This window comes from Bradyrhizobium sp. GCM10028915 (assembly GCF_042666195.1).
Lineage (GTDB): Bacteria > Pseudomonadota > Alphaproteobacteria > Rhizobiales > Xanthobacteraceae > Bradyrhizobium > Bradyrhizobium canariense_D.
In genome coordinates this window covers 24323-38606 of the sequence record NZ_JBHTFN010000005.1, presented here as the reverse complement: position 1 = coordinate 38606, position 14284 = coordinate 24323, and the positions used below count along the sequence as shown (strand labels likewise).

Annotated in this window: 12 protein-coding genes; 1 reads left to right on the top strand and 11 read right to left on the bottom strand. The window is 64.6% G+C overall.

Translation table 11 applies throughout. The features are described from left to right. Positions 1 to 32: 32 nt before the first annotated feature. The 8 genes from pnp to rimP form a co-directional block, all read right to left on the bottom strand. Positions 33 to 2186 (bottom strand): polyribonucleotide nucleotidyltransferase, encoded by a 2154-nt coding sequence (gene pnp / locus ACFQX9_RS03750; RefSeq protein WP_018455795.1) that lies wholly within the window; start codon positions 2184 to 2186, stop codon positions 33 to 35. 376 nt (positions 2187 to 2562) lie between these two features. Then, positions 2563 to 2832, bottom strand: a complete 270-nt coding sequence (rpsO, locus tag ACFQX9_RS03745; protein WP_007598346.1) for a 30S ribosomal protein S15 — start codon at positions 2830 to 2832, stop codon at positions 2563 to 2565. Between the two features lie 2 nt (positions 2833 to 2834). After that, positions 2835 to 3953, bottom strand: coding sequence for a tRNA pseudouridine(55) synthase TruB (truB, locus tag ACFQX9_RS03740; RefSeq protein WP_018455796.1), 1119 nt, complete (start codon positions 3951 to 3953; stop codon positions 2835 to 2837). Beyond that, positions 3950 to 4381, bottom strand: coding sequence for a 30S ribosome-binding factor RbfA (rbfA, locus tag ACFQX9_RS03735; RefSeq protein WP_026233028.1), 432 nt, complete (start codon positions 4379 to 4381; stop codon positions 3950 to 3952). Before rbfA ends, truB begins: the two co-directional genes overlap by 4 nt. A gap of 156 nt (positions 4382 to 4537) precedes the next feature. After that, positions 4538 to 7240 carry a translation initiation factor IF-2 gene (infB, locus tag ACFQX9_RS03730; protein WP_018455798.1) on the bottom strand — a complete coding sequence of 901 codons (2703 nt, stop codon included), beginning with the start codon at positions 7238 to 7240 and terminating at the stop codon, positions 4538 to 4540. A gap of 70 nt (positions 7241 to 7310) precedes the next feature. Then, positions 7311 to 7994 (bottom strand): RNA-binding protein, encoded by a 684-nt coding sequence (locus ACFQX9_RS03725; protein ID WP_018455799.1) that lies wholly within the window; start codon positions 7992 to 7994, stop codon positions 7311 to 7313. Positions 7995 to 8016: 22 nt separating this feature from the next. Beyond that, on the bottom strand, positions 8017 to 9627 hold the full coding sequence (gene nusA / locus ACFQX9_RS03720; protein WP_007603900.1) for a transcription termination factor NusA: 1611 nt from the start codon (positions 9625 to 9627) through the stop codon (positions 8017 to 8019). 2 nt (positions 9628 to 9629) lie between these two features. Beyond that, the gene (rimP, locus tag ACFQX9_RS03715; protein WP_018455800.1) at positions 9630 to 10409 is read right to left on the bottom strand and encodes a ribosome maturation factor RimP; all 780 of its coding nucleotides are present in this window, start codon (positions 10407 to 10409) and stop codon (positions 9630 to 9632) included. 364 nt (positions 10410 to 10773) lie between these two features. Here rimP and ACFQX9_RS03710 point away from each other — a divergent pair, with 364 nt between their 5' ends. Continuing rightward, positions 10774 to 11856, top strand: coding sequence for a DUF2336 domain-containing protein (locus ACFQX9_RS03710; RefSeq protein WP_018455801.1), 1083 nt, complete (start codon positions 10774 to 10776; stop codon positions 11854 to 11856). On the opposite strand, the gene ACFQX9_RS03705 is transcribed toward ACFQX9_RS03710, so the two are convergent. The 3 genes from ACFQX9_RS03705 to ACFQX9_RS03695 all read right to left on the bottom strand — a co-directional run bounded on the left by ACFQX9_RS03705 (position 11853) and on the right by ACFQX9_RS03695 (position 14216). After that, a complete protein-coding gene (locus ACFQX9_RS03705) occupies positions 11853 to 12563 on the bottom strand; it encodes a tRNA (guanine(46)-N(7))-methyltransferase TrmB (protein WP_377786657.1) in 711 nt (236 codons plus the stop codon). The two genes, ACFQX9_RS03710 and ACFQX9_RS03705, sit on opposite strands and share 4 nt — an antisense overlap. Continuing rightward, complete coding sequence (locus ACFQX9_RS03700; protein WP_377786655.1) at positions 12560 to 13717, bottom strand: M20 family metallopeptidase; 1158 nt, start codon at positions 13715 to 13717, stop codon at positions 12560 to 12562. Before ACFQX9_RS03700 ends, ACFQX9_RS03705 begins: the two co-directional genes overlap by 4 nt. A gap of 85 nt (positions 13718 to 13802) precedes the next feature. Continuing rightward, positions 13803 to 14216: a helix-turn-helix domain-containing protein gene (locus tag ACFQX9_RS03695; RefSeq protein ID WP_007598327.1), complete on the bottom strand. Its 414-nt coding sequence runs from the start codon at positions 14214 to 14216 to the stop codon at positions 13803 to 13805. Positions 14217 to 14284: the final 68 nt, after the last annotated feature.

The following is a 14284-nucleotide window of genomic DNA, read 5'->3' as shown; positions in this document are numbered from 1 at the left end:
CCGCCCTTCGTGTTTCTGGCAGGTAGCGAGATTTACTCGCCGGCCGCTTCGCGCGCGGGCTGCTGGCTCTCGCCCTTGCCCTCGAGGTCTTCGCCGGTCTCCTGGTCGACCACCTTCATCGACAGGCGGGTCTTGCCGCGGTCGTCGAAGCCGAGCAGCTTGACCTTGACCTTGTCGCCTTCCTTGACGACGTCGGAGGTCTTCTGCACTCGCGCCGAGGCGAGCTGGCTGATGTGGACAAGGCCGTCCTTGGAGCCGAAGAAGTTCACGAAAGCGCCGAACTCCATCACCTTGACGACGGTGCCGTCATAGATCTGGCCGACTTCCGGATCGGAGGCGATCGACTTGATCCACTTGATCGCGGCCTTCATCGCCTCGCCGTCGCTGGAGGCGACCTTCACGGTGCCGTCGTCCTCGATGTTGACCTTGGCGCCGGTCTTCTCGACGATCTCGCGGATCACCTTGCCGCCGGTGCCGATCACTTCGCGGATCTTGTCGGTGGCGATCTTGAAGGTCTCGATGCGCGGCGCGTATTCGCCGAGCTCGGCGCGGGCGTTGGTGAGCGCCTTCGACATCTCGCCGAGAATGTAGATACGCCCATCCTTGGCCTGACCGAGCGCGACCTTCATGATCTCCTCGGTGATGCCCTCGATCTTGATGTCCATCTGGAGCGAGGTGATGCCCTGCTCGGTACCGGCGACCTTGAAGTCCATGTCGCCGAGATGGTCCTCGTCACCGAGGATGTCCGAGAGAACCGCGAAGCGCTTGTCTTCGAGGATCAGGCCCATTGCGATGCCCGCGGTCGGCCGCTTCAACGGCACGCCGGCGTCCATCAGCGCGAGCGAGGCGCCGCAGACCGATGCCATCGACGAGGAGCCGTTGGATTCGGTGATCTCCGACACCACGCGCGTGGTGTAGGGGAATTCGTGGTGCGGCGGCAGCACCGGGTGGATCGCACGCCAGGCGAGCTTGCCGTGGCCGATCTCGCGGCGCTTGGTACCGCCGAGGCGGCCGGTCTCACCGACCGAGTAGGGAGGGAAATTGTAGTGTAGCAGGAACGTCTCTTTGTACGTTCCCGACAGCGCGTCGATGTACTGCTCGTCCTCGCCGGTGCCGAGCGTGGTCACGACCAGCGCCTGGGTCTCGCCGCGGGTGAACAGCGCCGAACCGTGGGCGCGGGGCAGCACGCCGACTTCGGCGACGATGTTGCGCACGGTCTTGGAATCGCGGCCGTCGATGCGCTTGCCGGTGTCGAGAATGTTCCAGCGAACGATCTTGGCTTCGAGCTCCTTGAACACGCCGCCGATGCGCAGCTTGTCGTATTTCGGCTCTTGGCCTTCCGGGAAGTAGTGCGCGATCACCTTTTCCTTGACCTTGCCGACCGCGGCGTAGCGATCCTGCTTGACCGGAATGGCGTAGGCGGCGCGCAGTTCCTGCTCGACCATGCCGAGCATTTCCTTTTCGAGCGCCGAATTGTCGATCGCGGTGACCTCGCGCGGCTCCTTCGCGGCCTTTTCGGCGAGCTCGATGATCGCGTTGATCACCGGCTGGAAGTGGCGGTGACCGAACATCACGGCGCCGAGCATGATCTCTTCGTTCAGCTCCTTGGCTTCCGATTCCACCATCAGCACGGCGTCCGCAGTGCCGGCGACGACGAGGTCGAGCTGAGTGTCGACCATCTCGTCGAGCGTCGGGTTGAGGATGAACTCGTCATTGGCGAAGCCGACGCGCGCGGCGCCGATCGGGCCCTTGAAGGGAGCGCCCGACAGGGTCAGCGCAGCCGATGAGGCCACCAGCGCGACGATATCGGGATCGTTCTCCATATCGTGCGAGAGCACGGTCACGATCACCTGGGTCTCGTTGCGCCAGCCGTCGACGAACAGCGGACGGATCGGACGGTCGATCAGGCGGGAGACCAGCGTTTCCTTCTCGGTCGGACGACCCTCGCGCTTGAAATAGCCACCGGGAATGCGGCCGGCTGCGTAGGTCTTCTCTTGGTAGTCGACGGTCAGCGGCAGGAAGTCAACGCCTTCGCGCGGCGACTTCGCGGCTACGACGGTCGCGAGCACCACGGTCTCGCCGTAGGTCGCGACGACGGCACCGTCGGCCTGACGGGCGATCTTGCCGGTTTCGAGCTTGAGAGGGCGTCCACCCCAGTCGATCTCGACTGAATGCTTATTGAACATAGAGGTCTTCTTTCATGGGTTCTCGAAAGAAGGACGGGTCGAAAAACAAAAACCATGCGCAAGATTGCGGGACGTTGATCGAAGCGGGCGATCAGCGTCCTGCGATCCTGCCATGGTTTTTGGATTTCGGATGGCGTCCATCCCTTCGGGTCATACGGGCGCCTTGCCCGTTGTGCCCAGCCGCCGGATTGCTGCTGGACTGTCAGTCGGCACGAACGCGAACACCGAAGCGCGGTGTTCGCCCATCATGCCCGGATGCTCGCCGTCAACGGCTCGCATCCGACGCGCACGCAGCCTCGACGAAAAACCTTTAAACAAACGCTTTCGTTCGAAATCACGCGCGAAAACGCGCGCCGGTTGGCGCGCGCAAGAACTCTTAACGACGAATGTTGTGCTTCTCGAGCAGCGCCTTGTAGCGCGCCTCGTCCTTCTTCTTCACATAGTCGAGGAGCGAGCGGCGGGTCGAGACCAGCTTCAAGAGACCGCGACGCGAATGATTGTCCTTCACGTGGGTCTTGAAATGGTTGGTGAGGTTGGCGATGCGTTCCGACAGGATCGCGACCTGAACCTCTGGCGAGCCGGTATCGCCGGCCTTGTTGGCATTCGTCTTGATGACTTCCGCTTTGCGTTCTGCGGCAATCGACATCGTCAATTTCTCTCGTTGCGATCGGCGCTGGCAGTCAGGCCGGTCAGGTTGAACACACGCTTGGGGATGATTTCGCCATTGCCGACTTCGGCAAGCGCGAGAAGCCGGCCTGCCACCGTGACATAGACTGTGCCGCTACAAGTGGGCGCATCCCGTCCGCGCAACAAAACGGCCTGGCCCCGATGGAGCCTTGCCGCATCAGCCCGAGTGACGGCCAGTGCCGGGATGTCGTCCAGCGCGGTCTCAACGGGCATAAGCGCGTCGGCGAGGCTACCCTCGCCGGACGCGGCTCTATCGCACAAAGCCTCCAGCTGATCCAGCGGAATCATGTCGTTCTCGCCAAATGGGCCGACCAGGGTCCGCCGCAGTGCGCAGATATGGCCGTAAGTGCCGAGAATCCGGCCCATATCGCGGGCCAGCGCGCGGACATAGGTGCCCTTGCCGCACTCGGCCTCGAACACGGCCCGGTCGCTATCCGGTTGATCTACAAGGCTTAATCGGTGAATCTCGACCGGGCGCGAGGCCAGTTCCACGATCTCGCCGTCGCGGGCGAGGTCGTAGGCGCGCTCGCCCTGGACCTTGATCGCGGAATAGCGCGGCGGGATCTGCTGGATCACCCCGGTGAAACGGGGCAGCAGGGCCTCGATGGCCTCCCGAGTCGGGCGCTGGTCCGAGGTTGCGGTCGCCCGGCCCTCGATGTCGTCGGTGTCGCGCTCCTCGCCCCAGCACACCGTGAACCGGTAGCGCTTGCGGCCGTCCATGACGAAGGGGACGGTCTTGGTGGCCTCGCCGAGCGCGATCGGCAGGCCGCCGGAGGCCAGCGGATCGAGCGTGCCGGCATGGCCGGCGCGCTTGGCGTTGAACAGGCGCTTGAGCACGGCAACGGCCTGCGTCGAGGTCATGCCGATCGGCTTGTCGAGCACGACCCAGCCGTGCACGTCGCGGCGGTCGCGGCGCGGCTGGTTGCCCTTCTGCTTGTTGGCGCGCGGATCGTTGTTGACGCGGCGCGGCTCTTGAGCGGGCTGAGAATTGCCGCTCATGTCCGCAAAATTATTCTTCTGCACGTCGAGCTGATCGGCCTCTTCGCCGCCGATCGTGCCGTGAGCCGGGTCCATCGTCATCGTTCTTCTTCCCGATCCGTATCCGGATCCTGTTCCAGGTCCTTCTGCACCGCGGGTGTTCGCAAAAGCTTCTCGATCCGTTCCGCTTCGTCGAATCGTTCGTCGACGCGGAAGCGAAGGTCAGGTGCAAATTTCAGGTTAACGCGCCGCGCGACCTCGCCGCGCAGGAATTTCTTGTTGCGCTCGAGCGCAGCGAGGACGATCTCGGTGTCGCGGCCACCGAGCGGCATCACGTAGACTGTTGCGAGCTTCAGGTCGGGCGACATCCGCACCTCCGGCACGGTGATGATGTGACCTTCGAGGTCAGCATCATGCACGCTGCCTTGCGCCAGAATCTCGGCTATCGCATGGCGAACCTGCTCGCCGACCCGCAACTGACGTTGCGAGCCGCCAGACGCGGAACTCTTTTTTTGATGATGGCGGGGCATGGTCTGAAAATCACCTCGTCATGCCCGCTTTTGGGACACGGGCATTGTCATTTGTCTTGCTGAAACGAAGAGGGGTGGATGGCCGGAAAAAATCCGGCCATCGCACTCCCGCAATTCAGTTCAAAAAAGATCCAGGCGCTTCGGTAAGATTTGGACTTACAGGGAGCGCTGGATCGTCTCCACGCGGTAACACTCGATGACGTCACCGGCGCGCATGTCGTGATAGTTCTCGAAGGCCATGCCGCATTCCTGACCGGACTGGACTTCCTTCACTTCGTCCTTGAAGCGCTTCAGCGTCGACAGCTTGCCTTCGTGCACGACGACGTTGTCGCGGATCAGGCGCACGTTGGCGCCGCGTTCCACGGTGCCGTCGGTGACGCGGCAGCCGGCGACCTTGCCGACCTTGGAGATGTTGAAGATCTCCAGGATCGCGGCATTGCCGAGCATTGTTTCCCGCAGGGTCGGCGCGAGCAGGCCGCTCATGGCCTTCTTCACGTCGTCCACGAGGTCGTAGATGATGTTGTAGTAGCGGATCTCGATGCCGTTGCGCTTGGCGGCCGCAGCGGCCTCCTTGTTCGCACGAACCGAGAAGCCGATGATCGCGGCGTTGAAGCCCTCCGCGAGCGTCACGTCCGATTCCGAGATGCCGCCGACACCCGCATGCAGGATGCGCGCGGCGACTTCGTCGGTGCCGAGCTTCTCCAGCGAGCCGAGGATCGCTTCCAGCGAGCCCTGCACGTCGGCCTTGATGATCAGCGGGAATTCCTTGCGGCCCGCCGTCTTCAACTGCGACATCATCTGCTCGAGCGAGCCGCGCATGCCGGAGATCGAGGCAGCCGCGTTCTCGCGCTTCTGGTGCGCGCGGTAGCTGGTGACCTGGCGGGCGCGGGCTTCGTTCTCGACCACGGCGAGACGATCGCCGGCTTCCGGCGGACCGTTGAAGCCGAGCACCTCGACCGGCACGGATGGACCTGCCTCCTGCACCGTCTCGCCCTGATCCGAGATCAGCGCGCGGACGCGGCCCATTTCGGCGCCGGCGACGATGATGTCACCGACACGGAGCGTGCCGCGCTGGACCAGAACGGTCGCGACCGGACCGCGGCCACGATCGAGCTTGGCTTCGATCACGGTGCCTTCGGCCGGACGATCCGAATTGGTCTTGAGGTCGAGGATGTCGGCCTGGAGCGCGATCATCTCGAGCAGCTTGTCGAGATTCGTCTTGTTCTTCGCCGACACTTCGACATCGACGACTTCGCCGCCGAAGGATTCGACCTGCACCTCGTGCTGGAGCAGCTCGGTGCGCACGCGCTCGGGCTTGGCGTCGGGCTTGTCGATCTTGTTGATGGCAACAATGATCGGCACCCGCGCCGCCTTGGCGTGGTTGATGGCTTCGATCGTCTGCGGCATCACGCCGTCGTCGGCCGCAACCACCAGCACGACGATGTCGGTCACCTTGGCGCCGCGCGCGCGCATCGCGGTGAACGCGGCGTGGCCGGGCGTGTCGATGAAGGTGATCTTCTTGCCGCTTTCGGGCGACAGCACCTGATAGGCGCCGATATGCTGGGTGATGCCGCCGGCTTCGCCGGAGACCACGTTGGCATGACGGAGCGCATCGAGCAGCGAGGTCTTGCCGTGGTCGACGTGACCCATCACCGTCACCACCGGCGAGCGCGGCTCGGTGTCGGTCGAATCGTCGATGGCGTCGAACAGGCCTTCTTCAACGTCGGACGCGGCAACGCGCTTGACGGTGTGACCAAGCTCCTCGGCGATCAGCTGCGCAGTGTCGGCATCGATCACGTCGGTGATCTTGTGGATCGCGCCCTGCTTCATCAGCATGCGGATGATTTCCACCGCGCGCTCCGACATGCGGTTGGCGAGCTCCTGGATGGTGATCGCTTCCGGAATGACCACCTCGCGGATGAGCTTTTCCTTCGGCTCGTTCGCGGCATGGCCCTTCAGGCGCTGGGTGCGGCGGCGGAACGAGGCGATCGAGCGCTCGCGGACGTCGTCGGCATTGAAGGCGGTGACGACCGTCAGGCGGCCGCGCTCCTTCTGCGGGCCGGGCTTGTGGGTGGGCTTGGGAGCGACCACAGGCCGCGCAGCGCCGCCGGGGCCGCGACGGATCTGGCGCGGACCGTCGTCCTCGTCCGGTCCGGCTGCGACGGCGGGGGCGCGGCCCACCGGGCCTCCCGGCCGCTGCGTGGTCGTTCCGGGTCGCGCGGTCGTTGTTCCCGGGCGTGCCGTGGTGGTTGTGCCGGGTCGCGCCATCGGCGCTCCGGGCCGCGCTGCAGGAGCGGCCGAGGTCCCCGTTGCAGGGCGCGCCACAGATTGCGGCTGCTCGCCTTCGCCAAAACGCTTCTTGGCCTCGGTTTCGGCCTTCCGCTTGGCTTCCTCCTCGTGACGGTGACGCTCCTCCTCGGCCTTGCGGCGGGCTTCGGCGGCCTCACGATCAGCACGCTCGGCGCTTTCGCGGACCGCGCGGCGCTGGGCCTCTTCCTCGGCATGGCGGCGCTCTTCGACTTCGCGCACCTTGGCATCGGCCAGCGCGCTGGCGCGGGCGGAACGTTCGTCCTCGGTCAGCGTGCGCAGCACCACGCCGGAGCCGGCGTTGCGCGGCGGCGCGGGGCGTGCCGGGGCAGGCTTGGGCGCGGCGGCCGGCGCGGGCTTCGCCACTTCGGCCACCTGCGGTTCAGGGCTGCCGTCGACACGGCGCTTGCCACGCTTCTCGACCACGACCTGCTTGCTACGGCCATGACTGAAGCTCTGGCGCACGGTGCCCGTTTCGACGCGCGGCTTGAGCGATAGCGTCTTGCTCGGAACGCTCAGCTTCTTGTCGCCAGGGGTCTTGGTATCAACCATTAAGCAGTCCTAATCCTGATCTTGTTGTCTTGTGCGTTGCCGCACCGTGCTATCGGGTGGTCGTTGTCTCTCAGAAATCCTGGCCGGGCTTTTCGGCAGTCCTGTCAGCGTCCGCCATCCGGTATCGGACCAGCATCTGGCTACGTGACAGGAATGACTTGCTCGCCGGGCCCGCGAGCAGGGCAGCATGTATCACATTTGACCGGGTAAGTGCCAAATCCAATTCTGTCGATTTTAGTGCAGTGACGACGGGAATCTCCGGCTTGGCGCCGCGATTTCCCTCATTTTGACGCGCCAGCATGTCCAATTTGCGGATTCCGTCCGCGGCCCCGTCGCTGGCATGGATCAGGACCTCGACCGTACCCTCCCGAAGCGCGCTTTCGACCTTGCCGAAACCGGCGACGATCTGGCGCGCCTTGGCCGCAATCCCAAGGGCTTCGACCACGCTCCGGACCAGGAGCGCCTCGAGGTCGGCGGGAAACGTCTGAGGGATGCGCAGCTCGCGCTTGAAGGCTTTCGTAAAATGGTGACGCCGAACGGCTTCCGCAACCACCTCGCGCGAGGCGGTGACCCACATGCCGCGTCCGGGCAGCTTGCGCTTGAGATCGGGAACTATGTGCCCTTGCGGCGAGACGACGAAGCGGATCAGCTCGTCGATCGGCCGGACCTCGCGGCTGACCGCACACATCCGCACGGTCGCGGACCTTTCGGTCCGCGGTCCATGGTCGAGTTCGGGGTCAGTATCGGCGAGCATCCGGGTGACATCCTCCTGCGCCCTAAGCCGGCTGATCTTCGGTCGCCTCGGCCTCTTCAGCAGGCTTGGCGAGATCGGCCTCGGTGATCCATCCGGCCTTGACGCGGGCCTGCATGATCATCGCTTCAGCATCGTCACGGGAGATCTCCAGGCCATCGAGCGCGCCCGGATATTTGGTCTGCTCGCCGCCTTCCTTGCGCTCGGTCCAGCCGACCAGATCGTCCGTGGCGCAACCGGCGAGGTCGTCGACCGTCTTGATGTCGTTCTCGCCGAACTTCACCAGCATCTTCGAGGTGACGCCGGGCACGTCCTTCACGGCGTCCTCGACGCCGAGTTCCTTGCGCCTGGCCTCGAGCTCGGCTTCCAGCTGTTCGAGATATTCCCGGGCGCGGTTCTGGAGTTCCTGCGCGGTCTCCTCGTCGAAACCTTCGATGCCGGCGAGTTCCTTGACGTCCACCATCGCGAGTTCCTCGACCGACGTGAAGCCTTCGGACGCCAGCAACTGGCCGACCACTTCGTCGACATTGAGCGATTCCATGAAGACGCGGGTGGAGTTCTCGAAGTCGGCCTGGCGGCGCTCCGATTCCTCCTGCTCGGTCAGGATGTCGATGTCCCAGCCGGTGAGCTGCGAGGCCAGACGCACATTCTGGCCGCGGCGGCCGATCGCCAGCGAGAGCTGGTTGTTGGTGTCGGGCACGACGACCTCGATGCGCTCGCGGTCTTCGTCGATGACGACCTTGGAGACTTCGGCCGGCGCCAGCGCGTTGACCACGAAGGTCGCGATGTCGGGCGACCAGGGGATGATGTCGATCTTCTCGCCCTGCAATTCGTTCACCACCGCCTGCACGCGCGAACCGCGCATACCGACGCAGGCGCCGACCGGATCGACCGAGGAATCACGAGAAATCACGCCGATTTTTGCGCGCGAGCCGGGATCGCGGGCGACCGCCTTGATCTCGACGATGCCGTCATAGATCTCGGGCACTTCCTGCGCGAACAGCTTTGCCATGAACTGCGGATGGGTGCGGGAGAGGAAGATCTGCGGCCCGCGGGTCTCGCGGCGGACATCGAAGATGTAGGCGCGGACGCGGTCGCCGTTGCGGAACACTTCGCGCGGCAGCATCTCGTCGCGGCGGATGATGGCCTCGCCGCGGCCGAGATCGACGATCACACTGCCATATTCGACGCGCTTGACGACGCCGTTGACGATGTCGCCGATGCGGTCCTTGAATTCCATATATTGCCGGTCGCGCTCGGCTTCGCGCACCTTTTGCACGATCACCTGCTTGGCGGATTGCGCGGCGATGCGGCCATATTCCAGCGGCGGCAGGGTGTCGGCGATGGTGTCACCGACCTGGGCACCGGGATTGGCGCGCTGCGCATCCACCAGCGAAATCTGGTTGGAATGGTTTTCGACCGTCTCGACCACCAGCATGTGGCGCGACAGCCGCAGCTCGCCCTTCTTCGGGTCGATCTCGGCGTGAACGTCGGTCTCGCTGCCGTAGCGGGCCCGCGCCGCCTTGGCGATGGCATCCTCCATCGCCGCGATGACGATGCCGCGGTCGATCGATTTCTCGCGCGCAACGGCGTCGGCGATCTGAAGCAATTCAAGTCGATTGGCGCTGACTGCCATGGCTAGTCTCCTTCGTCAGGATCGATTTCGCCCCGTCGCGCGCGTTCGGCGGCCAGGCGATGTTTCTTGGTATTGGTCGGAGCCGGCTTCTTCGTCGCGGCCGGCGTCGGTTTCTTAGTCGGCTTGGTGTTCTTGGTCGTTTTTTCGCTGATGCTGGCGTGCGGCGCCGCCGGCGGCTCGAGGCCGAGATTGCGGCGCATTTCGCGGGCCTGGGCCTTGCCGCGGCGCATGGATTCCGCGATCAGCTCGTCCGTCAGCACCAGCCGTGCCTCGGCGATGTCTTCCATCGTCAGGAGAACGTCGGCAGCCTCGCCCGCCTTGATGTCGTCGCGATGCAGATGCACGCGGTCGCCTTCGACGGGGCCGATCGTGCCGCGGAACCGCTTCCGCCCCTCATGGGCGACAGCCATTTCGACCTTCACCAGATGGCCGGCATAACGCTCGAAATCGGAGCGGCGCACCAGCGGGCGGTCGATCCCCGGTGAGGAGATTTCCAGCCGATACGCGCGATCGACGGGATCGGCGACGTCGAGCACGGGCGACAGTGCCCGCGAGATCGCCTCGCAATCCTCGATCTGCATGGAGCCGTCCGGCCGCTCTGCCATAACCTGCACGGTGCAGCCGGATTCCCCGGAAATGCGGATCCGCACCAGGCGGTAGCCCATGCCTTCGAGCACCGGCCCCGCGACCGCGGACACCCGCGCCGCGACGCCCGGCTCGACCACGAGCCTCGGCTCGGCCAGCAATTCGGCATCCGTGGAACCAGGGTTCGGTTCGGTCATGTCAGAGGTCAAGGCGCTCGGTATGGTTAAGGCTTGGTTAAGCTTTCAAGCCCGCTTCGGAACTCTCCCGACAGATCGGCGGGCCGCACATCTTCCACCAGGCCGCGTTCAGGTAATAAAAAAGAGCGGGTCCTTTCGGGCCCACTCTCACTACGCGGATCGTATGAGAAGATGAATTGCCGATGATATAGCCCTTTCCGCCCTCTCGGACAAGGCCCATTGCACGGCGCGCGAGGCTTTTTGCGCCCGCTGTGCGGCCCGCTGGCGCAACGCTTCCTTCACCTCCAAGGCCTAGATTCCCTGATTGTGGGGCGGCTTGGACCAGGGCGTACCCGCGGCGTGCCCCCTACGAGTTTGCGTTTTCATGACCGTTGCCACGTCGCTCATTCCCGGACTGGACGATATCGTCAAACGCGGCGACCCGCGGCGTCGCGGCGAGATCGCGCATGCCATTTCCCAATTGTTCTTTCAGGACGCCGAGAACCTCCGTCCCGATGTCATCGATCTCTTCGACAATCTGCTGATCGATCTCGTCCCGCATGCCGAGCTCGCCTCGCGCGTCGATCTCGCCGAACGCTTCTCGCGCCTGAACAACGCGCCGCGGCGTCTCGTGAGCGAGCTCGCGCGCGAAAACGAAATCGCGGTGGCGGGCCCCGTGCTGCGCCATTCGCCCGTGCTCGACGACGCCGCTCTCGTCGAAATCGCGCGACTGAAGGGCCAGGGACATCTGCTGGCGATGAGCGAACGCCCCACGCTGTCGGCTGTCATCACCGACGTGCTGGTCGAGCGCGGCGATCGCGACGTGGTGCGCCGCGCCGCGGGCAATGCCGGCGCGGTGTTCTCGCTTGGCAGCTATTCGGAGCTGATCAAGCGTGCCGCGCAGGATGGCGTGCTGACGCTCAGGATCGGCCAGCGCAGCGATCTTTCGGGTGAGAACCTGAAACAGCTTCTCGACGGTACGCTCGACGTCATCCGCCGTCGCCTCTCGAGCGTGGTCAATCCCGTGCGCCAGGTCGAGATCACGCGCGCCATGGCGGCCATCGAGGAAGCCACGCTGCCGCCGGGCCCGCGTCGCGATTTCTCGGGAGCGCAACGTACGGTGCTGGCCTTGCATCGCGGGGGCCATCTTGGCGAGAGCGCGCTGTTTGGCTTCGCGAAGGCCTACAAATACGAGGAGGCGATCGCTTCGCTCTCGGCGATGTCCGGAGTCCGCCTCTCGGTCCTCGACCGCCTGATCACGGGCGACCGCTACGATCCAATCCTGGTTCTGGGGCGTGTGCTGAATGTCAGCTGGCCGACGGTGCGGGCGCTGATCCTGATGTGGCACGGCCCGAATCGCACGCCAGCCGATGCCGATCTTGAGCAGGCGCGCGCGAATTTCACGCGCTTGATGCCGACGACCGCCGAGCGCGTCGTGAATTTCTGGCGCAACCGGCAGACGATCTAGACCCGCCTGAACCGCAGATACGCCGCCTTGCGCCCCTCGCGCGTGGCCTTTCCGCCGTAACGCGTCATCGTGTATCCGGCCCACGGCAGGCGAAAATCATCGGCGCGCTCCGCGAGCCAGACAAAGTCCTGCGAGCGCGACAGATGCGACAGCGTCCAGGCGCAGTAATCGTCGATGTCGCAGACGAAACGAAATTCGCCGCCGGCTTTCAGCACGCGCGCCATCGCGGCGATGGTCCGGTCCTGGACGAAGCGCCGCTTCCAGTGCCGCCGTTTCGGCCAGGGATCGGGATGGATCAGGTCAATCCGCGACAGCGAAGCTTCCGGCAGCCAGGCCAGGAGCTCGGCGGCATCGCCTGCGAACAGGCGGATGTTGCCGATCTCGGCGGCCTCGATCTGCGCGAGGATCTTCGCCATGCCGTTGACGTAAGGCTCGCAGCCAATGAAGCCGGTTGTGGCGAAGGTCTGCGCTTCCGCCGCAAGATGCTCGCCGCCGCCGAAGCCGATCTCGAGCCGCAAATCGTCGGCTGCGGGGACGAAGATCTCGCGGGCATCCGCCGGTGCTTCGCGGCCGATGGCGAGCGCAAGGCGCGGCAGCAGATGATCGATCAGCTCGGCCTGGTGCTGCCTGAGCTTGTGGCCCTTGCGGCGTCCGAAGAAGGCGCGCTCGCTGTCCTCGCGATCCGGATCTGATTTGCGCTCACTCATCGTAGCGTCTGGTAGAGGCGGTGGAGCAGCCGTGCGCGCGGTGCGAGCGACGAGACATAGAGCTGCTCATAATGGGTGTGCGCGCCCTTGCCGTCGACGCCGAGCCCGTCGAGCGTCGCGGTGTGGGCGGCGGTGAAATTACCGTCCGAGCCGCCGCCGGTGTGAACGTCGACCAGTTCGAAGCCGATCTCCGTGGCAACGGTCTTCGCATGTTCGAACAGCGAAGCGCCTGCATTGCTCTTCTCGTAAGGCGGACGATTGAGCCCGCCCGTGACCTTGACGGTGACGCCATCTGTCTTCGATGTCAAAGCGAGGATCTTGCCGACGAATTCATCCGCGTCCTTGAGGCTCGGCACGCGCAGATCGATTTCGGCATGGGCTTCTTCCGGCGTCACGTTGGGCCGCGTGCCGCCGCGCACCACGCCGACATTGACCGTGACGCCGCGCGCCAGATCGTTCATCGCCTCCAGCGCCAGGATGATGTTGGCGAGTTCGCGGATCGCGCTGCGGCCATCCTGGGGCCGCGTGCCGGCATGCGCGGGCACGCCCTTGATGAACACTTCGAATCGCCCGACGCCCTTGCGGCCGGTGACGATCTTGCCGCCCTCGCGCGCCGGCTCCGTCACCAGCACGTATTTCGCCTTGCGCCCTTCGGTCTCGATGAGTGCGCGAGAGGTGGGGCTGCCGATCTCCTCGTCCGAAGTGAACAGATGGGTGATGCCGAGCGGCGGGCGATCGGCCGTGGCGCAAAGCGCGCGAAAGGCGTGGTGGGCGATGTAGGCGCCGCCCTTCATGTCGTAGATGCCGGGACCGAACGCGCTGTCGCCTTCGACCTTGAACGGCAGGCGCTCGATGAATCCCATAGGGTGAACGGTATCGAGGTGGCTCAGCACCAGGATGCCCGGCCGGTCCTGGCCCCAGGTCGAGCGCGCCACGAGATGATCGCCGCAACCATCGACACCGGCGATGCGCTCGAGCGTAACAGGGAGATCGCGGTATTGCTCCGCGACCATCGAGACGAGCTTGTTGACCTGTTCAGGCGTGTCCGTTGGCGTCTCGACCTCCGCCCAGCGGCGGATGCCATCGAGAATAGTTTGAGAATCGAACCAATTGGAGCTGGCCATGGGCGCATCTGTGCCTTTGAATCGCATCATCAAGGAGGACGCGCATCAAAGCGCGGCCACAAATGACGACATAGGCCAGATTTGACGCAGTCTCAAATCGGATTGAGATGGCGCGTCAGCGCTTGTCGGGGCCTTCGCGGGCCGCAATCTGCTCGACGAGATCGACGATCGAGCGGCGCATCTTCGAATCGGTGATTCGGGTGAACGCCTTGGTCAAAGCGAGTCCTTCGGAAGTCGCGAGGAAATCCGAGACGTAAGACGGCGATGCGCCTTCTGCGAAGCCGTCCGGCCCCGCCACGCCGCTCGGACCGCCCTCGAACAGGAAGGACACCGGCACCTGGAGAATTTCGGCAATTTGCTGGATGCGGCTCGCGCCGACCCGGTTTGTGCCCTTCTCGTATTTCTGAACTTGTTGGAAAGTCAGGCCCAAAGCTTCACCGAGCTTTTCCTGGCTCATGCCCAACATGATGCGGCGCATCCGCACGCGACTGCCGACATATTTGTCAACAGGGTTGGGCGCTTTCGACATTTCCTCAGCCCTCCAAACATCACCTTCGGCGCAATCAGGAATGCCTGAGGTGTAAGCAACGTCAAAAT